This window comes from Ruficoccus sp. ZRK36 (genome assembly GCF_019603315.1).
Classification (GTDB): Bacteria; Verrucomicrobiota; Verrucomicrobiia; order Opitutales; family Cerasicoccaceae; genus Ruficoccus.
This window is the reverse complement of the sequence record NZ_CP080649.1, coordinates 2,100,197-2,121,128: the sequence shown is the minus strand read 5'-3', so window position 1 is coordinate 2,121,128 and position 20,932 is coordinate 2,100,197. Positions and strand designations below refer to the sequence as shown.

Annotated in this window: 11 protein-coding genes; 4 read left to right on the top strand and 7 right to left on the bottom strand. The window is 59.9% G+C overall.

The window, feature by feature from the left end; all coding sequences use genetic code 11:
• Positions 1 to 10 precede the first annotated feature (10 nt).
• From K0V07_RS09315 to K0V07_RS09300, 4 genes are all read right to left on the bottom strand, one after another.
• Entirely contained in the window at positions 11 to 712 is a 702-nt protein-coding gene (locus K0V07_RS09315; RefSeq protein ID WP_220624086.1) for a prepilin-type N-terminal cleavage/methylation domain-containing protein, read from the bottom strand.
• A 120-nt stretch (positions 713 to 832) separates the two neighbouring features.
• Positions 833 to 1,945: a substrate-binding domain-containing protein gene (locus tag K0V07_RS09310; RefSeq protein WP_220621116.1), complete on the bottom strand. Its 1,113-nt coding sequence runs from the start codon at positions 1,943 to 1,945 to the stop codon at positions 833 to 835.
• A gap of 182 nt (positions 1,946 to 2,127) precedes the next feature.
• On the bottom strand, positions 2,128 to 3,495 hold the full coding sequence (locus tag K0V07_RS09305) for a replication-associated recombination protein A (protein WP_255567930.1): 1,368 nt from the start codon (positions 3,493 to 3,495) through the stop codon (positions 2,128 to 2,130).
• A 62-nt stretch (positions 3,496 to 3,557) separates the two neighbouring features.
• The gene (locus K0V07_RS09300; RefSeq protein WP_220621115.1) at positions 3,558 to 4,715 is read right to left on the bottom strand and encodes an SGNH/GDSL hydrolase family protein; all 1,158 of its coding nucleotides are present in this window, start codon (positions 4,713 to 4,715) and stop codon (positions 3,558 to 3,560) included.
• 100 nt (positions 4,716 to 4,815) lie between these two features.
• Between K0V07_RS09300 and K0V07_RS09295 the strand changes: the two genes are divergently transcribed.
• Positions 4,816 to 5,049 (top strand): helix-turn-helix transcriptional regulator, encoded by a 234-nt coding sequence (locus K0V07_RS09295; RefSeq protein ID WP_220621114.1) that lies wholly within the window; start codon positions 4,816 to 4,818, stop codon positions 5,047 to 5,049.
• A 308-nt stretch (positions 5,050 to 5,357) separates the two neighbouring features.
• Positions 5,358 to 8,021, top strand: coding sequence for a hypothetical protein (locus tag K0V07_RS09290; protein WP_220621113.1), 2,664 nt, complete (start codon positions 5,358 to 5,360; stop codon positions 8,019 to 8,021).
• A gap of 47 nt (positions 8,022 to 8,068) precedes the next feature.
• On the opposite strand, the gene K0V07_RS09285 is transcribed toward K0V07_RS09290, so the two are convergent.
• Entirely contained in the window at positions 8,069 to 10,171 is a 2,103-nt protein-coding gene (locus K0V07_RS09285) for a heparinase II/III family protein (protein ID WP_220621112.1), read from the bottom strand.
• Between the two features lie 12 nt (positions 10,172 to 10,183).
• On the opposite strand from K0V07_RS09285, the gene K0V07_RS09280 reads away from it, so the two are divergent.
• Positions 10,184 to 10,519, top strand: a complete 336-nt coding sequence (locus K0V07_RS09280) for a hypothetical protein (RefSeq protein WP_220621111.1) — start codon at positions 10,184 to 10,186, stop codon at positions 10,517 to 10,519.
• Positions 10,520 to 10,739: 220 nt separating this feature from the next.
• On the opposite strand, the gene K0V07_RS09275 is transcribed toward K0V07_RS09280, so the two are convergent.
• Complete coding sequence (locus K0V07_RS09275; RefSeq protein WP_220621110.1) at positions 10,740 to 17,453, bottom strand: LamG-like jellyroll fold domain-containing protein; 6,714 nt, start codon at positions 17,451 to 17,453, stop codon at positions 10,740 to 10,742.
• A gap of 365 nt (positions 17,454 to 17,818) precedes the next feature.
• Between K0V07_RS09275 and K0V07_RS09270 the strand changes: the two genes are divergently transcribed.
• Positions 17,819 to 19,360 carry a YifB family Mg chelatase-like AAA ATPase gene (locus K0V07_RS09270; protein WP_220621109.1) on the top strand — a complete coding sequence of 514 codons (1,542 nt, stop codon included), beginning with the start codon at positions 17,819 to 17,821 and terminating at the stop codon, positions 19,358 to 19,360.
• Positions 19,361 to 19,372: 12 nt separating this feature from the next.
• On the opposite strand, the gene K0V07_RS09265 is transcribed toward K0V07_RS09270, so the two are convergent.
• On the bottom strand, positions 19,373 to 20,932 hold the full coding sequence (locus K0V07_RS09265; protein ID WP_220621108.1) for an FGGY family carbohydrate kinase: 1,560 nt from the start codon (positions 20,930 to 20,932) through the stop codon (positions 19,373 to 19,375).

Here is a 20,932-nt window from a genome sequence, read left to right as displayed (position 1 = left end):
AGAAGGTGCTTCAGTGGCTGATTTGCCACATGGATGGAGTGTTCTCCAGAATCTCGGGCGGGTAGCTGTCTACGTGCCCGTCATAAAAAACGACATTGGCCTTTCCCTTGTGACGATACCCGATCGCGTTGTTCGTGGTGATCTCTCCCACATACTCGTTAAAGGGGTAATTCACGAGCCAGTTGGGAGCATCGACGAAGGCAATCACCTCGCCGGGGCGAATCACATCCGTCACCCGGACTGCGGCCACCGCGCCCAGAGCATTATAGCTACGGCCAAAGGGCATATCCGTCCAGTTCGAGGCATAGCAGCGGTCGATACGCCCCCCCTCGACGGTCGCCATCGGGCAGATGTATTCATCCGGCCAGAAGGTCGGCGGCCAGTTAGACCTGTCGGTGAACTTTTCGACTTCGAGGAACGGTAGAAAGGCGTCGTTACTGTGCCACAGGACGCGCCCCGACGAGGCGACTTCGGAGCCGTTGCTGAATGTCGGCACATACATACGCTGCGGATTCGAATTCGCGTAGGTGATGTTCGCCATCTGGAGGCGGCGCAGGTTCGAGAGGCAGTGAGTGCTCGCCATGTTTTCCCGCACGTGTCCGACACCGGTCATGAGCAGCGCAGAAAGAATCGCGACCACTGCGATCACGGCCAAAAGCTCGACCAGGGAGAAAGCCGGGCGCCTGAACGTGCGTGAAATCATCGGGGACATGGGGAGATGTGGGCAGGGGTGCTAAGGGGTGTTGGGAACAGTAAAACGATTATGCGTTAACTTTTATTCGTAAGGTATTTTCGTGCGAAACTAATCAGGTGTTCTCTATTTCGATACACACTAGGCCGCCGTATCCGGTGGACGCGCCACCGTCTTGCCGGCGAAAAACTTTGGCAGCAGATACTGGCATTCGCTGGCGACGGCATGCCGGTGAGTGGGAAGCTCCATCGCCATGTGCATGAGCTTGCGTGCGTATATTTCGGATTGGTTCAGATAGCGGGAGGGATTCGGTGTGAGATAGGAAAACAGTGGGTCGTCTTCGCGTGCGATGAGGGAAACATCCTGCGGGACCTTGAGGCCATTTTCGGCCAGAAACATCCGCGTCGTGACATACACATACGGGTTGGCGATGATCATCGCTGTCGGCCGACGCTCAGGCGCCGTCATGAACAAGCGCGCCAGGCATTTGTTAATGCTCTGCGCATCCACGTCGTCATGGTAAATCACGTTCGCCGTGATGCTTTTAGCATAGGCAGAGGTGCTGATGCCCTCGAAGAACCCGACCTCCGAGCGCAAGTCCCCTGCCCTGCGCGACTGCGGCAGAAACAGTACCATGTGGCGGTGACCGGCCCGGATCAACGTGCCCACCGCATGGCGGCAAATCGCGCGGTGATCGATGTCCACGCCCGGCAGGCTCACGTTTTCGTGGTTCGTCCCGGCCAGCACCGCAGGCAGTTGACGTGCCTGGAACCAGCGCTGCATCGCCACACTGGAGAGCACAAGCACCCACGAGGTATGCCCGTTCTGCTCCACCAGTTTATTCAGGATCGCAGAGGGGTTCGTGCGGTAGTACTTCGTACCGGTGTAGATCTTCAAACGCCAGCCGGCCTCGAACAGCATCTCCCGGAAAATGTCTACCCACAGGGAAAATGGACGCAGGCTGATCGTGGACTTGGGCGTGATCAGGCCCACACTCGACTCGCCCTCCTCAAGGGTCGCGCCTGTGGGCTCCGGCACCTGGCAGATGCGGTTCCCCACGCCGTGGCGGGTTTCGAGGATCCCCTCGTAGCGTAGCTGTTCCAGAGCCCGGCGCAGTGTGCTGTGGCTGACCTGCAGGGTCTTACTCAGGGCCCGCTCACTCGGCAGCCAACCACTCCAGGTATTCTGGGCGATCAGTTCCTTCAGGCGCAGGGCAGTCTGATTGGATAATGTATTTTTGGGAACAAGCGTCATTCGGCGGGGTGGGTCGAATGGATAAGGGAGTGCCCCTATAACTGTGCCAGAACACTTGAATTAAAAACCCAAATGTAGTGTTATTTTTTTAATAACACTATAAAAACACCCTAGCTACTCTTAAAAATGGTTAAAAGCAGGTGTGTTATTGCGAGGTTTGAGTGGAGCACAGAGGCTCGCCCTCAGCTATCGTTCTGGCGCTGGTGCTTGAGTTCCTTCCACTGTGCCAGACGCTCGGCCAGCGAGGCCTCCGCCCCATATGGACTGGGCTTGTAGAGCTCCAGCGGGTCCAACATGTACTCCTGCCCGGAGATGTGATCCGGGCTGTCATGGGAATACTGATACGTGTCGCCGTGGCCGAGCTGCTTGCCGATTTTACTGTGACTGTCCCGCAGCCACTGGGGCACTGACTGCACCGGTCCTTCCTTGATCGCCCGGCGCGCCCGGGATATCGCCTCGGTGGCAGAGTTGCTTTTCGGGCACAGTGAGAGAAACAGTGTGGCATGGCTCAGTGTGAGCGCAGCCTCGGGCATCCCGATAAACTCCACCGCCTGCAGCGCAGCCGTAGCCAGCGGCAGAGCGCGCGAGTCCGCCAGCCCGATATCCTCGGAGGCGAGAATAATTAAACGCCGGGCAATAAAGCGCGGGTCTTCCCCACCCTCGACCATCTTGGCCAACCAGTAGAGCGCCGCGTCCGGGTCAGAGCCACGCACGCTTTTGATGAAAGCCGAAATCGTGTCGTAGTGCTCGTCCTCGTCTGCATCGTAGCGAATCTGCCGCTCGCGGGCGAAGACCTCCAGTTCAGCCGGTGTGATCTCACTACCGGTGGGCTGGCTGAGCACGAGCGTTTCCAGCGCGTTGAGCGCGCGGCGCATATCGCCGTCGCACAGGCGTGCGAGACCGACCAGTACGGCGTCCTCCGCCGTACAGCGTGCCGCTCCGAGCCCACGCTCGGCATCCTCCAGGGCGCGCCTCAGCAGGTCCACTGTGGCCGACTCGGGCAGCGGCTCCAGCCGGAAGAGATGGCTGCGACTCAGCAATGGGTCGATGATGTAAAAGCCGGGGTTGTGCGTGGTCGCACCGATCAGGCGGATGTTACCCGCCTCCACATCTGGCAGGAGCAGATCCTGCTGCGCCTTGTTAAAGCGGTGGATCTCGTCGATAAACAAAATCGTCTCGTGCGCCGCATCGTAGCGCGCCATGCGCAGGATGTCCCGCAACTCGGCCACATTCGACATGACGGCGTTGATCCGCACACACTTCGCGCCGGTCTCCTGGGCGATGACCTCGGCCAGCGTGGTTTTTCCGCAGCCGGGAGGTCCGTAAAAAAGCAGACTCCCAAAGGTGTCCGTACGGATGAGCTTGGGCAGGAGTGAGCCCTCGCCCAGCAGATGGTCCTGCCCGAGGACTTCGGAGAGATCACGGGGGCGCATGCGCACCGCCAGCGGACGGTGCCGCTGCGTGTTGCTCGCCGGGGAGGCATCACCTTCGGAGGCCCCTTTTTGTGACGAGGACTCGTCAAACAGGCTGGACTGGAAATCGTTGCTCAAGAGGGGTGAATATTTGTACACACACCCTCTTTTTTCCAGCCCAAACTGAAAGCTTGCTCAATTCAATTTCGCTCAGACCATTGGCTGACGATCCCTTGCGACTGCAGAATTCCCATAATCTCTTCAGCCATCAAGGCTTGCCCATAGGCATTCGGATGCATCCCGTCGCGGAACGGATTTTGTCCAGAGCGAACGGCCTCCTTGTAGCGCTGATCCAAACAGAAGAAAGGAACACCGATCTCGTCACAGTACTGCGCGAACTCATCATAGGCCCGGTCTGGCTTAAAATTACCGTCCACTTCAACTTCCCGCCGGGAAGGATGATAGAGGACCGCGACAACGACCCCATCGGCCTTGAGCTTTTCGATGAGTTCCCCAAGTTCAGGCAGGCAGTTCGGGCCCACTTCATGCTCCTTCTCCTTTTCTGCTTGCGGGGTGCGTTTCAGTATAGCGGCGAGCCTCGGCAGCGCGTATCGAGTGCATAGCTCCCCTAGGGCCGAATGCGGAGAGACTGTAGGATGAGTATGGGGATTAAGCGGCGCAAAGGTTGGGAAGTCGTCAATGTCTTCACGATTAAGGACGATGACAGCCGCATCCGCCTCGAACGTGCCGTATTGCTTGACATAAGCGAGCAGATTCGGCGGCCCCCAGGAACCGGCAGAAACATTACCCACGTAAACGGGGACTCTCATCTGCTTTCCAAGCTGTTTTTTAAGGATTTCCGTGGCCAGTTCGTCCTGGTCGGTCAGGTTGCCACCGTTCGGGATCGAGTCTCCCAGCACCAGCAAACGCACCTCGTTGCCCTGACGCTGTGACGAAATGTCATCTGAACGCATCCCGTAGGCGTTAGTCGAAAAACGGTTGCCAAAACGCGAGTAGGTGCACGAGGGCTTGAACATGTACTCGATCGCAGGATGCGCGATGGAAAGCGGCGGATCGCCGAGCCCAACCCAGTAACGACACACCACTTCGCTCACTGCGAAGAAAAGTACCAGCCCCAGCAACAGATACCATTTTTTCTTGCCCGTGAGGCTCCAGTCTGAGGCGTGTGTTCTTTTTCCTAGACCATCCTGGGACGGAGCTGCCCCCGGTGCCTCGGGGGAAAATAACAGATGAGCGGCATGCTCAGATAACGTGCGGCCATGCAGGCGAGCTTGTTCCCGGAAGCTTTCGCATTGTTTCTGATTTAAGTGTTTTTCCAGTTTTATGATTACGTTCATGAGCAATGGTTGAACTTTCACAACACACAAGTTGATAATTCTCAACCAAACAAGAAAGAAAGTTGAACAAGTCCAACGGATTCTCTACGGACACGTAGGAATGCCCCCCATTACCAAGGAATTTCTCAATCAGTGGATCGCTGACAAAGGCATGACTCAGGTTGAATTTGGGGAGCTGGTCGGTTGGGACAAATACGCCATCCATGGCGTTCTCAGTGGCAAACGAAAGATAAAGGCTCCGGAGCAACGCCTGCTGAATCTACTCATCTTCGGTAAGCTTCCCCATGGATATGCCAAGGCGGACACGACGCTGGAATTCAGCAATAATGAATGAGCCCTGATTGAAAATATGGCCAAGCGCGAGGGATATCCCAACGCGGAGCAATGGGTGATCGCTAAAATCCGAGCCTACCTGACCCAGTTGCCACCGAACGAAAAATCAATGCCTCCGACCTCCCTCAAGGGTAAGGTCGATTAATCCACGACAATTCCCTCGCAAGAGACGGCATTCGTGCGCTCAGCAGTGGCCCTCCGCCACCACCCCGATAAAACTTTCGCCTTGGCCCGCCATTTGCACGCTGGCATGCTACCTTCGACCAGCACGGAGTATGGTTCTCTCACTTCATCCACCTACGATTTCCCATGCCGACTAATCCCGAAAAACAGCGCCTCGACGAATCCCTGGACCGTGAAAAGAACTGGAAACGCTGGGGCCCCTACCTCTCCGAGCGCCAGTGGGGCACCGTCCGCGAGGACTACTCGCCCGACGGCGAAGCGTGGACCTACTTCCCGCACGAGCAGGCACGCAGCCGCGCCTATCGCTGGGGCGAGGACGGCCTGCTGGGCATCACCGACCGCGAGTGCCGCCTCTGCTTTGCACTGGCCCTGTGGAACGAGAAAGACCCCATCCTCAAGGAGCGTCTCTTCGGGCTTTCGGGGCCGGAGGGTAACCACGGTGAGGACTGCAAGGAGCTCTACTACTATCTGGATTCCAGCCCCACCCACAGCTATCTGAAGAGCCTCTACAAGTATCCGCAGGCCGCCTACCCCTATGAGTGGCTGGTCGCTGAGAATGGACGGCGCGGGTTTAACCAGCCAGAGTTCGAGCTGCTCGACACCGGGGTGATGAACGACAACCGCTACTTCGACGTCTTCGCCGAGTACGCGAAGGCAGGCCCCAACGACATCCTCATCAAGCTCACAGTCGCCAACCGCGGCACGGACACCGCAACCCTCCACCTGCTCCCCACCCTCTGGTTTCGCAACACCTGGATCTGGGGCTGCTCGCACGAGGGCTGCACCCTGAAGCCACGTATTGAAAAAACGGATACGGGCCTCCTGGCCGCTGGCCACGACAATCTGGAGGAGTTCATCCTCGAGGCTGAAGACGATCCCGAGGCCTGGCTGTTTACCGAAAACGAGAGCAACAGCGAAAAGCTCTTCGGCTCGGCGAACGCCACCCCTTACGTCAAGGACGCCTTCAACCGCCTGCTGTGCGAGGGAGATCAGGATGCAGTCAACCCTGAGCAGCATGGCACCAAGGCCGCTGCGCACTACCGTCTGGAGCTGCCCCCCGGGCAGAGCCGCACCCTGCGCCTGCGACTGGTGATGAAAGCCAAGCGCGGGAAGAACAAAGCGTTCGGGCCGGACTTTGAGAAGACCTTTAAAACCCGCAGCGCGGAGACCGACTCCTATTACCGTGACATTCTTGGTGAGGACGGGCTGCACCCGCACGAGGAGCAGGTCATCCGCCAGGCCTACGCCGGGCTGCTGCACTCCAAGCAGTTCTACCACTACGTGGTGAAGGACTGGCTCCACGGAGATCCCGGCGAGCCGACCCCGCCCGACTCCCGCCTGCATGGCCGTAACGAGGAATGGGAAAACCTCTACAGTCGCGACGTCATCTCCATGCCCGACAAGTGGGAGTACCCGTGGTTCGCCGCCTGGGACCTGGCCTTCCACATGATCCCCTTTGACAAGATCGATCCGGACTTCGCGAAGCGGCAGCTCATCCTCATGCTGCGCGAGTGGTACATGCACCCCAACGGTCAAATACCGGCCTACGAGTGGAACTTCTCCGACGTAAACCCGCCCGTGCACGCCTGGGCGGTCTGGCGCGTCTACAAGATGACCGGCAAGCGTGGCGCACGCGACCTGGACTTCCTCGCCCAGTGCTTCCACAAGCTGCTGATCAACTTCACCTGGTGGGTCAACCGCAAGGACCCGCACGGCAAGAACCTCTTCTCCGGCGGCTTCCTCGGACTCGATAACATCGGGGCCTTTGACCGCTCCCAGCCTCTGCCCGATGGCTACCACCTGGAGCAGGCCGACGGCACTGCGTGGATGGCATTCTTCTGCGCCACCATGCTCTCGATCTCACTTGAGCTGGCCGGGAACGACCCAGCCTACGAGGGTGTGGCCTCGAAATTCTTCGAGCACTTTGTCGCCATCGCCGAGGCCATGAACACCCTCGGCGGCACCGGTCTGTGGAACGAGCAGGACGGCTTTTACTACGACATGCTTCAGGCCGACGACACCACGATCCCGATGGCCATCCGCTCCATGGTCGGGCTGGTGCCGGTATGCGCGGTCGAGGTCCTGCCCGTGGAGACCATCGAGAAGCTCCCGCGCTTCAAGAAGCGCATGCAGTGGTTTCTCAAGCACAATGAAGTCTTTGCCAAGGAAGCCTCCTGCCTGGAGTTTGGCGGCGGCAAGGAAGAGGGCGCCAAGCTGCTGCTGGCCATCCCGTCCCGCAAGCGGCTGGAGCGCGTGCTGCGCTACCTCTTCGACGAGGATGAGTTCCTCTCCGCCTATGGGCTGCGCTCCCTCTCCAAGGCGCACCGCGAGCAGCCCTTCCGGCTGGACTACCACGGGCGGGAGTTCTCCGTCTCTTATCAGCCCGCCGAGTCGAACAGCGGGCTCTTCGGGGGGAACTCCAACTGGCGAGGTCCCATCTGGTTCCCGTTGAATTTCCTGCTCATCGAGTCGCTGGAAAAGTATCACCACTTCTACGGTGACGACCTCAAGGTCGAGCTCCCCACCGGCTCCGGAAACTGGGTCAACCTCCAGGAAGCCGCCTCCGAGCTTTCCCGCCGCCTGTGCGCAATCTTCCTGCCCGATAACAACGGCGACCGCGCTGTGCACCGGCTGCATGCCGATTGGTACCGCGACGAGCACTTCAAGGATCTCGTCCTGTTTAATGAGTACTTCGACGGGGACAACGGTCGCGGCGTCGGAGCCAGCCACCAGACCGGCTGGACCGGCCTCGTGGCCAAGCTTTTAGAGGACAAGTGCCGCCGAGACTAGTGACGCAGCTCGTTAATCAATAAGCTCCATCACCCTCAGGTCGCCACCTACTGCGCAGGAGTCAGCGTGGTCACGAAGCGCGCGTGGCGCGTCTGCTCCGACTCCAGATAGAAGGCCGTGTGGCGTGTCGGAGGCACGCCGGGCGCGCTCGCCACATAGAGCGTAAAGGAGCCCGGACAGGCGAAAGTAACATCCAGCACAAGACCGCCGTCGAAGACGACCGGAACCGTCGCCGTGTCTTCAAAGTGCGCGGCCGACACATCCTTCCAGTACTTGAAAGACTCGGGCAGGTCCTTTTGAAAATCCTCCGGTGAGACCGGGCGGAATGCGTCGCCTAACTGCGCGCTACCCTCCAGGTGCAGGGCGAGACCGAGCGGCTTACCCTCGGCAGCGGCTTCGGAGACCTTTATCACGACACTGTCGATTAAGGTATCCCCATCCAGGCTCAGGCTGCGCTCAGCCTCAACACCATCCCGATACCAGGACTGCCGCGCCGACATTGTGCCCGCCTCCGCATCGAAGTCCGTCAGCGTGCCACGCTTCCAGGGCTGCTGCCCTTCTCCGCCGACCAGCGGGATATTGTGCGTGAGTCCGCGGCGGTAGTAGCCGTTGCTCATCGGAGAGCCGTAGCCGACGGTGCCGGGGTCTTGCGAGATCACCGCATCCCCGAAATAGGCGGACCAGTTGAGCGCCTCAGACTGCGAGTGTGAGCGCCCCAACTGCCCGAACTGGAAGAAGACCTGCCAAGGGCCCTTTTTCAGCAGGGAAAAGCGGGAGCTCTCCATCAGGCGCGAGACGACCGGCGGAAGCTCCACCTCTCCCTCCACCTGCGCGGGCGGATCAATCAGAGTATCCCAGTTATACTCCCCGGCGACATCTGCCAGACCGGGCCGCGTTGGCAGTGCCCGGTAAATCCGCCCCAGTCGATCTTCGCTCAGCTTGATGATACCGTTGGCGTCGGCCGGGTTGGGCAGGCGCCCGTCCGGGAAGCGGATGGCAAAGGGTGCCAGAGCCAGGTTTTCCGCGATGGCCGCCTCGGTCTCCAGGCGCTGACCTTCACCGAGCAGAGCCGCGAAGCAGAAGAGAGGATACGTCGCCGTGATCACGTAGTTATTGTACCCCATGGACTGCTCGTACCAGAAGTAATCGCTGGTAACGCCTTCGCGGAACTGCTGGCGCAGCCCATAGGGGCCATCGACCACACGCGCCCACAGATCGTCGTCTCCATAGAGCAGCGCCACTTGCGCCGCACTGGCCCGGAACCAGGTGGAGATATTGTGAATGCTTTTGCCCTGAGCGCTAATCAACTCAGCCTGTGGCTTGAGCAGATGCTCAAACCAATACTGCCGCCGCTCCTCATCCACCGCGTCAAAGATCAAACGAGCCGCCTCCGTCAGGCGGGCTAGCCAAGTGGCGTCCTCCAGCGATTGCCACCCGAGGTGCGAGTTCTTGCGCTGGCGCGGGTTATGCCCCCACCCCTCGTAGTTATCCGCATAAAAATCGAACTGCCCGGCCACCCAGTCCAGATAGTGCTGCTCACCGGTCAGCCGATAGAGCCTGGCCGCCTCGACCATGGCGGAGATGTTTCGGGAGCGCACCCCAAAGACCCAGGCCTCGAAAATCTCCGTGGTGATCTCCACACGATCTCCGCTCTTACTCATCAGGTGGTCGGTATCCTCTCCGGGGACCTCCTCTCGCCAGAGCAGAAAAGCCCCGTCCACCGGGCTGACAAAGTTATGCCACCAGCCGGCCTGCCACTCGGCGCGGTCGCGCGGCTCGGCCATCCAGGCCTCGGTCTTGTCCCGCACACCCTCGAACCAATGCGCCCACCGCGGAGAGTCGGCCACGCGGCGACGTGCGCCCTCCCAGTCCTCCACCGGGGTGCGCAGTACGCCACCATCGGGCTGGTAGATCTTGTATTCGCTGAAGGCCTGCTCGGGATCGCCTTTGGGAAACCCGACCTCACTGATGCTCATCGTATCTTCCATGATTTCACGCGTTTGCTCGGCAGGGAGTTTTTCCAGAAGAAAGTCATCAAAGTCTGCCATCACTTCGGACTTCTCGAAAGAGTGAATCCATACGCGAGCCTGCACAGCCTCGGGAGGCGCAATCGCCAGCAGCGTATAGCGTCTCCATCCAGCTTGTTCCATTAACTTCCGGATATGTGCCGAAGGATCAAGAACCTCTCCGTCTTCATCGTAAAACCGAATATACACGCCGACGCCCCCACCGGAAATCACGCGCGCGTCAAACCCCAGTCGATATCCAGCACCGGGCTCGACTGGCCAGGGAGCCGTCCGCACGCTGCTACCGCCATCTGTGCGGGCATCTGTCACTCGCAGCCCGGCATCTCCCTGCCGGGCTGCCTCAGCAGCAACAACACTCATGCCAGCATCGGCGGAGTCAAAGACCCAACCCGTCCGACCATCCTCGAAGCCGGGATTTGCAAGTGGAATCGACTCAGCACTGAGAGCGCAAAACGTACACGTCGAAAGTAGAAAAGAAACAAGCGGAGTAAACATAGGGTCTGGACTGAGTATCACAAACCACACGCGTTTCCAACCAGTATCATACTGGCACCACCATATATCCTCGACCCGCTTAACACGCCATGGGGTAACCTCCCAGAGAGCGGCTCTCACAAACAGCTTTATAGGACACAAAAAAAGCGGGACCCATTCAGGTCCCGCTCTTGTGTGTAAGAGTTTGATGTGATGGCTATTCCTGGGAGGAGCCCAGCTGCCAGATGTAGAAGGCCGCACCGGATCCTCCGACCGAGAGCGTCTTTGCTTCGGAGTCGCCGAGCGGTGTCCAGTGTTCCAGATCCGAGCTCTCCCATAGCTGCAACTCGACGCTGATCGTCTTGTCGGATTTGACTTCGATCAAGCTCTGGCCGACGAGCGAAGCGAGGCTGTCGGCGGTGTACAGCCCGTAGGCGGACTGGACATCAGAACTGTTCGCGATGGCGCTGGCGATACTGTTTGTGATCGAGGAGTTGGCAGTCGTCGGGTCCAGCCCGTTTTGGACTTCGGTGGCATCGTCGATGAGGTCGTTGTCGCTGTCGGAGTCCAGTGGCGAGCTACCGACGGCCTGCTCCTGGAGGTTAGTCAGGCCGTCACCATCGGCATCGGAGGTGCCATCGTAGGCGAGCGTGCCGAAGTGATCCATTTCCCAGGCGTCAACCAGGCCGTCACCATCAGAGTCCGTCAGCGTGGAGGCCACGGCGAAGTCACCCTGGTAGTCCAAGCGCACCCAGACGGTCTGCGTGTCCGTGTCGATGCCCCAGGCGCCGAGCTCGTCCTCCTCAGTGGCCGCGCGCATGAGCGGCTCTGCGGCGAGCTCTCCGGCGGCGGTCTGGTCGGCGGCTGCGTACCACCCACCCTCGTCATCGTCGGAGGTGTCCTCGTCGAGGAAGGCCGCGATGTAGAGGCTGGCGACCTGTTCATCGGAGAGGCTGTCACCATCATAGCTGAGCGTCAGCGTGTAGGCATCGGAGCGGTTCGTGTCGATGTCGTTGGTCATCCCGTGGATGCTCACGATATCGGAGACCACGTTCGCATCACCGGCATCGTACCACTGCTCGCGCGTCAACCATCCTGTAGTGATGTTTCGATACACAGAGAAGGTCGTGCCGCCAACCGTGTAGGAGGTGGTGTCGGAGTTGACGCCATCAGTGATGGCGACGCGGGTACCGACAAAGCCATCCTCATCCGGAGCGGAGTCGGCGATGTCGCGCTCGTTGTAGTTCTGTCCGGCGGCCACGGTGAACTGCAGACCGTTGCGTGAGTAGGTGTAGGCATCCCACACCGACCAATCGTCAAAGGTACCGCTGCCACTCGTATCCGGGGACATATAGGTGACTGTCTGGACGAAGGGCCCGGCGACATCGACCATCAGGTAGGCGATGGGACGACCCGCCGTAGCGGTACTGTCTACGATCGCGTTGACATGCTGGTCGTCGGCCGGCGTACGGCTGAGCGAGTAGAACTTCTCCGAGGCCGAGCCGCAGGTAAAGTCGAACATGTAAGGCTTGCTGCCATTCTCCAGATCCACCGCCATCGAGCGGTCGTAGATGTGGTTGTGTCCGCTGAACCAACCGTCGATCTGGTACTGTTTACCCGCTGCAATATAGGGCTCGGAACCACCGGTCACAAACTCGGACATCGCCGGGTGCGACGCCAGAGCGTAGAGCCCGGAGTGCGAGAAGCCGAAGATATGCGCATCAGGGTGAGACTCGCGGATTTCCTTGAACTTCGCGGCCACCCAGTCCGAGTAGTTACTCGAGGCCCCGCCATTCCACTGGTCCACCGAGACCATGAATACATTGTCGTTGGGCGAGTAGACGTAGCAGAAGTTGCTGTCGTTTGGCGAGTCCACGCTGCCCCCCGGAACATCTGTGGGGTCCACGATCGGGTCGTCTCCCTCAAAGAGGTACGGGAAGGCCGCCGCCCAGGCAGAGACACCGCTGGAGACCTGGTTGTAGGCATTGGAGTCGTGATTACCACGCACCGGGTAGAAGCCGATTCCATGCTCGGCCAGCGGATTCACCAGCAGCTCCTTGAGGTCCTCAAGCTGGGAAAGCTTCGTGTTTCCGTTCGAGCTGTTACCGTCGGTAACGTCGCCGCAGTGAATGATGAAGGACGGAGCGTGCCCGATAAAGCGCGCAGCGATGGCGGCAGCCTCATCCGGCGGCGTACCGTTGGTCCCACCCTGTGTATCCGGGATGACCCCAAAGCTCAGAGCCTCGTCGTTGATGCTCGGTAAGGGCGCACGGGCGAGCTCGGCCACGGAACCGACCGTAAGCGTGATCTCAATCGTGCTGGCCCCATCGTCATCGCTGACCGAGACGATCACCGTCACCGTACCGATATCATCCGGGCCGGGCGTACCGGTCAGGTTACCGTTTTCGTCGACCGAAAGCCAGTCCGGGCCCTCAAGGATGCTGTAAGTCAAAGCGTCGTCGTCAGCGTTGCTCACGTACGAAGCGAGACTGAAGCTATAGCCGGCCTTCGCATTAGCATCGTCAGCCGTCAGACTGTCCTCTGTGAAGGTAGCGGCGTTTTCGTCGAGCTCACCCATAAGGATAAGGGAGAGGTCGAAGCTGAGGTCCGAGCTGGTGCCGTCACGATTATGAATCTCGGCGGCCACCACGTTGGTCCCGTCTATCAGGTAGTAGGCAGGGACATGGAACTCATAGAAGGTGTTTTCGTCATCACCCGAGATGATATCCGAGGAGTACGTCTCAGAATTGATCGCCCCCGCGGGCATGTTGTCGCGGACGACCTCATGGCCGTTGAGGTAAACGATAACGCCGTCATCACGCAGCACCTTGAAGAGCAGGCCAGCCACATCGCTGGCAGTTTCGACTTCAAAGCTTTGACGGAAGTAGTAGGTGATGTGCTTGTCGTTGGCGTCATTGCCGTAGCTGATCGTAGTGGCTTCACCATTACCGCCGTAGCCGAGCTGGGCGACTCCCGTGCTCCAGGTGGCGTCGTCGAAATCAATCGCTGTCCAGGCCGAGCCCTGATCCGAGCCATCATCGAGATAAGACCACGTCGAGCCGGCGGCGATAGCCTCGGCATCGGCACTGCTCTTGGCCTCCAGGAAGAGGTCGAAGCTGATGTCCGAGCTGCTGGACCGCTGCTGGTGAATTTCAACCGCGATCACGTTTGTACCAGCCTGCAGGACGCTGGAGTCGACGATGTGCGCGAAGAAGGTGTCCTCGCTGTCACCGTCAACCACACCCGAGGCGTAGGTCTGGTAGTCAAAGGAGTCGTAGTTCATGTTATCGCGGGCGACTTCAACTCCGTTGATGTAGACGACCGCGCCGTCATCACGCAGGATATTCAGATTGAGTTGCGAGATCAGCGGGAGGTTCGCCTCGTCGATCTCAAAGCTCTGGCGGAAGTACGTCGTCGGGTACTTGTTCGAAGAGTTGCCACCATAGCTAACAATCGTCGTCTCGTCGCCGTCGCCATAACCGAGCTGGGCGGCACCACTGCTCCAGGAGGAGTCGTCGAAATCAACCGCCGTCCAGGCCGACCCCTGATCCGAACCATCGTCAAGATAAGACCAGGTCGAGCCCTGCGCAATAAGCGTACCCTGAAACTCGACAACAGCCTCTCCCTCAGCATAGGTGGCAATGTCCTCGGCCGAGACGCTGGCTGCGAACACGCGCAACTCGTCGATAGCACCGTTGAAGCCATAGTCAGAGCTGCTGCTCATATTACCGATGCGGAAGGGAACAGTACTGCTATCAAGTGTGCTCTGAAGCGTCTCGATGCTGACCGGCGTAGTGGTGATCAGCTCACCGTTGACGTAGAGCTTCACACTCTCACCCGGTGTGAAGACCCCGGCGACATGCACCCAACCGTTTGCCGTCTGGGAAGCCCGGGTGGGGAGCGAGACGGTGTCAGTGGCGGTGTAGCCAGTCCCACCTGAGGAAACCTGGAAGGTCAGCATGGAGGTGCTGGAGACGGTCGTCTTGAGGACGTACTGGTCATTCGTCGCCCCACCGGACTGGTCGATACCAGCAATGACGCCGTAGTTACTGACGCCGTCCGGGTGAACCCAGGCCATAATCGTGACCGCGCCGGTGATGTTGAGAAGGCTGGGCGCACCCACATAAACTTGAGTCGCGCTGTCAGGTTTCATCTGGATGGCGGAGCCGCTCACACCCGCTGTCCACTCGGCGTCGCCCTGGAGCGTACCGTTGGAGCCGTTACTGGTGGCATCAACCGCGGATGTGCCGGTGCCCTCATCAAAGGGCCAGTAGGCGACGAGGCCCTCGGCCTCGCCCTCGAGAACCGGCAGGCTGCCGGAGCTGGCTGTGCCAGCGTCGGACCAGTCGGTCTGGCGGCCTGCAGCGACCCCGGCGATACGGTAGGAGTACTCGGTGTTGGGGAGGAGGCCGGTGTCGGTGTAGCTGGTGGAATCCCCGGAAAGCTCGGCGGTAACAAGCTCGTACTCGCCAGTCCCGGCAATGCTGCGCTCAAGAATAAGGCTGTCGTAGCCGGTGCTATCGAGCGTCCAGGTCAGGGCGATTGCATTGTTTTCGCCGGCGGTCGCGGTGAGGTCCGTGACCTGACCGGGGATGTTGCTCAACTTATAGCTCGTGAGCACCCAGTCGGAGGCATCGCCCCCGTCGGTGACGGCACGCAGACGATAAACATACATCGAGCTGCTCGAGACATTCTCATCGAGATAGCTCGTGTCCGAGATCCCCAGGGTGGCGATGCTCTCGTAGCCGGTGTTTTCACCGGAGATGCGGCGCTGCAGCTCGTAGCTAGTGGCATCGGTTCCGGCGTAGGTATCCCAGCTGATGCTGATGCCGGTCGTGCCGTCGGCAGCACTCAGCGCTACCGGAGCTGCCAGCGTATTCGCCTCCGTAAAATAGAGAGAGCGGTCCGGCTCGCGTCCTTCACCGAGGATTTCGAGACGGTTGCTCCAGATCTCAACTTCGGCATAGGCAGTGGTGTCCGCCGTCTCGACCATACCATGTACTGTCAGACAGTGGATACCCTCGAACTCGGCGTAATCCCCGGCGTGGTTGTGGCCGTTAATCCACGCGCGGATGTTGGGATAATCATGGATCAGGCTGCGCAGCTCCGAAGCCTGGCTGCTGATGTGGGCCGTGTTCTGGGGATAGATCGGGAAGTGATCAAAAATGATAACAGGCTCGCCATCAACGAGGGCCTGGTCGAGCTGCTCACGCGCCCAGGCGAGCTGCCCGTCGGAGTGAACGCCGTAGCCACTGTCGTTACCGTCCATGACGATGAAACGCCAGCCGTTGTAGGTAAAGGTGTAGTACGCCTCAGTCATGCCCAACGCCGTCATAATATCAGCCAGCGTAGAGCCGGAGACCATGTCGTGGTTACCAATGACTTGATAAGTGGGGGCCGTAAGGTCTTCCCAGATATCCATCATCGTGGCGAAGCTGCTATAGTCGGCGTCGATGAAGTCCCCGAGACTGATCACAAAGGTCAGGTCGCGCGCATTGAAGTCCTCGACCATGACTGGGAGCTTAACCACCGAGGCGCTGTAATAGCGGGTACCAGCGACCGTAACATCTTTGTACTGGATGTCGGCAACCGCACCAAAGGAGAAAAGGTACTCGCCATCGTCAGCTTCAGTCGCGTCGGCTTCGATGTCAGCGATGTTACCGATCTTGAGGTAATCCCAGGTCGTTGTGCCAGCATAGCTCTGCACACCGACGTACATTTGCTCGCTGGCACCATCCAGCGTGTACGTATCGAGATACTCCCAGCTGGAGCCTACTTTGTAGTAGAAGGCAAACTCGGTATCGCTCGTGCGCGCAATGCGGTAAGCAATCCCGATGCTCTGGCTCGGCGAAGCCAGCGTGGTGGCGCTGCCAGGAGAGTCACCACCCTGAATGCACAGGGTTGGCGAGCGGCGGAAGCGGAAGCCTTCCGTCGCGCCCGGCTGAGCAGCAGTATTAGAAACAATGGCATACTGGTGCGGGCCGCTATCGGCAACACCGGCAGTCGATTTCGCTTCAAAGTACTGACCGGGCTTGAGGAAGTGCTCACCATCATTGATCAGCACCGAGTAGGTATTAGAAGAGGCTGCCATGGTGGAGAGCTCGCCGCTACCCGTGTCCACTGAGAAGGAGCCACCGGTATTGTAGGAATCCACGCCGGTATAGCTGCTACTGCTGTCGGCATCAAAATCATCGGCGTAGGTGCTCCGGGCTTCAACCAGCGCTGCAATCGCGCTGGCACTGACCGCGTTGTCATAGACACGGACATCGCCGATGGCACCGTTAAAACCGCAGGTGGTGCTGCTGGTCATGTTACCGATGCGAAAGGGAGCCTCCTCGCTCAGCGCGCTCTGCATAGTCTCGATGTCAGTGCTCGTGGTAGCAACGACCTCACCATTCACGTACAGGACGATCGACTCACCAGGAGTGAAAACCGCAGCGACGTGGATCCAACCATCGTCATCCGACGCAGCACGCTCCTCGATGGAAACAGTGTCAGTCGCCGTTGCGCTAGAGCTATCCGAAGTTACCTGAAACGAAAGACGGGAGGTTGTGTATACTGTTGTCTTAAGAATATACTGGTCGTTGTCCGCACCACCATATGTGTCGATGCCCACGATGTTACCGTAGTTGCTGGCACCATCCGGGTGGAGCCAGGCCATTACCGTCACCGCCCCGGTGATGTCGAGCACGTCCGGCGCGCCGATATAGACCTGCGTTGTGGCGTCATTGGTCATCTGGATCGCATAACCATCCGGTCCGCTAACCCAAGCGGCTTCCCCCTGCAGGGTGCCCTCGATAGAGTTGACAGAGTCAGTGGCGGTCGTGCCGCTGCCTTCATTAAAGTCCCAGTGCGCAACCATGCCAGCCTCAGACTGAACAGCAGCAGCGCCCAAGCACAGACATGCTCCGAAGAATGCTTTGAGTCCCATATTAATCCCGTGGTGTAGATAGTGTAGATAGCTTATCCACCGGCCCGATGGCTCGGCAGACACTGCTCAACCCTAGCGCATCCAAGTAGAAGCAACCCCAAAACGACCCCAGGAATCCCCCCCTTGGTCACTCGAAGATAAAACGACTAAAAACAGTAAAGTTGAGTAGCACATCCAGCAAGGTGAGTGGCGTCTCCCAAGTCAAACTACACATTGTGAACAGTTCGACACGTTGCACACACAGACGACACATCGTTACAATTAAAACGCTATGAAGAACTCCCAAACGGTGCAGGAGACGCTATTGAAATTTCGCGGTCTTACTCTTGCCAGAGCGAACGCTGTCCGTCTTGCTACTGTGTGATATGCTAGCCGTCGTTACTTCAGGGGCACTCGTGGGGGTGGAGGCTCAGCCGGTGCAGGTGGAGGTCAATGCCGGGGAGTTCGGCGAGGCGGGCGTGTATCTCGTGGGCCTGCCCGATGCCGCCGTCAAGGAGTCCAAGGACCGCGTCTCTTCGGCGCTGGCCAACAGCGGGTTTCGCATGCCGCAGACCCGCACCACGATCAACCTCGCCCCCGGCCACCTGCGCAAGGAAGGACCGTGCTACGACTTGCCGATCGCACTCGGGCTGCTGGCGGCGACGAACCAGCTTCGCCCCGAGACACTCGACGGGTATTTGATCGCGGGCGAAATGAGCCTGTCCGGAGCACTGCGTCCGGTGCGCGGTGGGCTGGCATTTGGCCTCTTGGCCCGCAAGCAGAAGCTCAAGGGCGTGCTCCTCCCCGCCGAATCGGCCGAAGAGGCGGTGCTCGCCGAAGGCGTCAGTGTGTACCCGGTGCGTTCGCTGGACGAGGCGGTACGTTTTCTGGAGGGCGAACACGCCATCACCCCGATGACGACCGAGCAGAGCGCCTTTTACCGTCGCCCCGACCACGCGCACACGGTGGACTTTTCCGAGATTAAGGGTCAACAGCAGGTCCGCCGCGCGGTCGAGATCGCCGTGGCCGGAAATCACAACCTCCTCATGATCGGACCGCCCGGCTCAGGAAAGAGCATGGTCGCCAAGCGCATCCCGACCATTATGCCGGAGCCGTCGCTGGACGAGTTTCTGGAAATCCTCGGCATCCAGTCCGCCGCTGGCGTCAGCCTCAACGGCGAAGGTCGCTGCTTCCAGCGCCCTTTTCGTTCACCTCACCACACGATCAGCGACGTGGGGCTGCTCGGCGGAGGCACACACCCCGGTCCCGGCGAAATTTCCCTCGCCCACCACGGGGTGCTCTTTCTCGACGAGTTGCCGGAGTTTAAGCGCTCGGCTCTCGAAGTGCTGCGCCAGCCGCTGGAGGACGGCGAGGTGACGATCTCACGCAGCGCGGCAAAGATCACCCTGCCCTGCTCCTTTATGCTGGTGGCGGCGATGAATCCCTGCCCCTGCGGCTACCTCTCCGACCCTCGCCGGGAGTGCCGCTGCTCGCCCACGCAGATCCAGCGCTACCGCAGCCGTATTTCCGGGCCACTACTGGATCGCATCGACCTGCACATTGAGGCCCCGGCGGTGTCCATCACCGAGATGCGCAAGGGTGAGCCCGGTGAAAGCTCGGCCGTCATCCGCGAGCGCATCGTAGCCGCCCGCAACACCCAACGCGCGCGCTTCACTGACAGCCCGATGACAACCAGTAACGCCCGTATGAGCCATCGACAGATCCGGGCCCACTGTACCGTGACCCCCGAGCAGGGCGACCTGCTCCAGCGCGCCATGGAGGAGCTTCAGCTCTCGGCCCGCGCTTATGACCGGATTTTAAAAGTCACCCGCACGATTGCCGACCTTGCTGGCTCGGAAAAAATCGAGACGCCCCACCTGCTGGAGGCCATCCAATACCGCAGCCTCGACCGCAACCTGTTTTATTAGGGGTCCCCTCGCCTAGCTGGCAACGGAGTCCAGCAGTGCTGTAAATTCACGCAAAGGCTCGGCATAGGCATCGGCATCTACGGCGGGGTTGACCGTCCCCGACTCTACCGGTCGGCAGAACGTCTTCTCCAGCATGCCCAGATCGGCACCGCGGCTGTTGACAGAGGCCCGCATCGCCGCCCCCATCGCGACAGAGCTACTCACAGCGAGCCGCTCCACCTGCGCCTGAAAGATATCCGCCACGACCTGCGCCAGCCCGGTATCCCTCGAAGCACCTCCGGTCAGGTAAATAACCTCCGGGCGCACCTGCATCCAGTCGCTGCGCAGCTTCATATTCATAAACTGCCCCTCGACGCAGGCGCGAATGGCTGCATCCGCGTTTTTCCAATTCAGAAAATCCTCACTGCCTGCCAGCAGGGGCGCATCCAGAGTTAGGCGTGGGCTGATCTCGGGCCGGAAAAACGGGACCATGAGCTGTCCATTGTTCCCCGGCGGAGTCGCTTCCAGCGCCTGTGTAAACTGGTCCCAGTCATAGCCGAAGCGATCGCGCACCGCCTCTCGGGCCAGTGAGCCGTTGATAAAGCACTGCAGCGACATCGAGCCGCCCATCGGGTTACCAAAGACATGCCCGCAGCCTTGCGGGTCGGACACGATCTCCGGCATCGCGGCAAAAAACGTATCGGACGTACCCAGCGAGATCACCACCTTACCGGGGCGGCTGGCGCCCATCCCGACCAGACTGCTGGGATTGTCCCCACTGAAGACCGTGACCGGCGTCCCCGCAGTAAAACCGAAGCGCTTCACGAAATAGTTCGAAACCGTACCGGCAACCGTTGCCCCCGGAACAACCGACGGCAGCTTTGGGTGCAAGTCCGGGGCGGTCGCGCGCAGGAGATGCTCGTCCCACTCCCAGCGGTGGATATCCAGCAGGTTCATGCCTGCCCCGTCGCCACGGTCGATCGGTGCATCCGCGCCGCACAAGACCGAGCACAGGAACGAGCTGACCAGATGGATGCGAGCCGTGGCCGCATAGGCTTCGGGATCTTGCTTGTAAAAGCGCCGGATCTGCGGACCGGTGAAACGCTCGATCGGGACCGAGCCGGACTTGTCGCAAACGCGCTGCGCGCCCCCGAGAGCCTGCGCAATCTCCCGACACTCCTCCCCCGTCGAGGTGTCCATCCAGATCGGGCTGGTTGGGCGGGACAGGCAGGGTGCGAGCTGCTCGGATAAGGACTCACAGGGGCGAAGCGTGCCGATCACGTCGAACCAGCTGTCGTTCAAGTAGACCGAGCCATGCTGCTGGCCCGCACCGGAAATAGCCCGTATGTCCGCCAAATCACACGCTTCGCCCAGAGCCTCCATCAACAGCTCGAAGGCGTCCACCCACATGCACGGGTCGGCGTGCACCTCGCCCTCAGCGCCTCCGGCCATAAATCCCTGAGGCGCGCCGTACTGCGGCAGCACCTTACCGAAGTTTACAGATGCCTCCGCCACGGTCTCACCGCGATCGGTGTCGATGACCAGTGCGGAGAAACTCTGCGTGGAGGCGTCGAGGCCGAGAGAGAGAGGCAT

What these genes read in the sequence shown, in the direction of transcription:
- K0V07_RS09315 (WP_220624086.1), bottom strand. Translation starts at nt 712, where the DNA reads ATGTCCCCGATGATTTCACGCACGTTCAGGCGCCCGGCTTTCTCCCTG.
- K0V07_RS09310 (WP_220621116.1), bottom strand. Translation starts at nt 1,945, where the DNA reads ATGACGCTTGTTCCCAAAAATACATTATCCAATCAGACTGCCCTGCGC.
- K0V07_RS09300 (WP_220621115.1), bottom strand. Translation starts at nt 4,715, where the DNA reads ATGAACGTAATCATAAAACTGGAAAAACACTTAAATCAGAAACAATGC.
- K0V07_RS09295 (WP_220621114.1), top strand. Translation starts at nt 4,816, where the DNA reads ATGCCCCCCATTACCAAGGAATTTCTCAATCAGTGGATCGCTGACAAA.
- K0V07_RS09290 (WP_220621113.1), top strand. Translation starts at nt 5,358, where the DNA reads ATGCCGACTAATCCCGAAAAACAGCGCCTCGACGAATCCCTGGACCGT.
- K0V07_RS09285 (WP_220621112.1), bottom strand. Translation starts at nt 10,171, where the DNA reads ATGGAACAAGCTGGATGGAGACGCTATACGCTGCTGGCGATTGCGCCT.
- K0V07_RS09280 (WP_220621111.1), top strand. Translation starts at nt 10,184, where the DNA reads ATGTGCCGAAGGATCAAGAACCTCTCCGTCTTCATCGTAAAACCGAAT.
- K0V07_RS09275 (WP_220621110.1), bottom strand. Translation starts at nt 17,453, where the DNA reads ATGGGACTCAAAGCATTCTTCGGAGCATGTCTGTGCTTGGGCGCTGCT.
- K0V07_RS09270 (WP_220621109.1), top strand. Translation starts at nt 17,819, where the DNA reads ATGCTAGCCGTCGTTACTTCAGGGGCACTCGTGGGGGTGGAGGCTCAG.
- K0V07_RS09265 (WP_220621108.1), bottom strand. Translation starts at nt 20,932, where the DNA reads ATGCCTCTCTCTCTCGGCCTCGACGCCTCCACGCAGAGTTTCTCCGCA.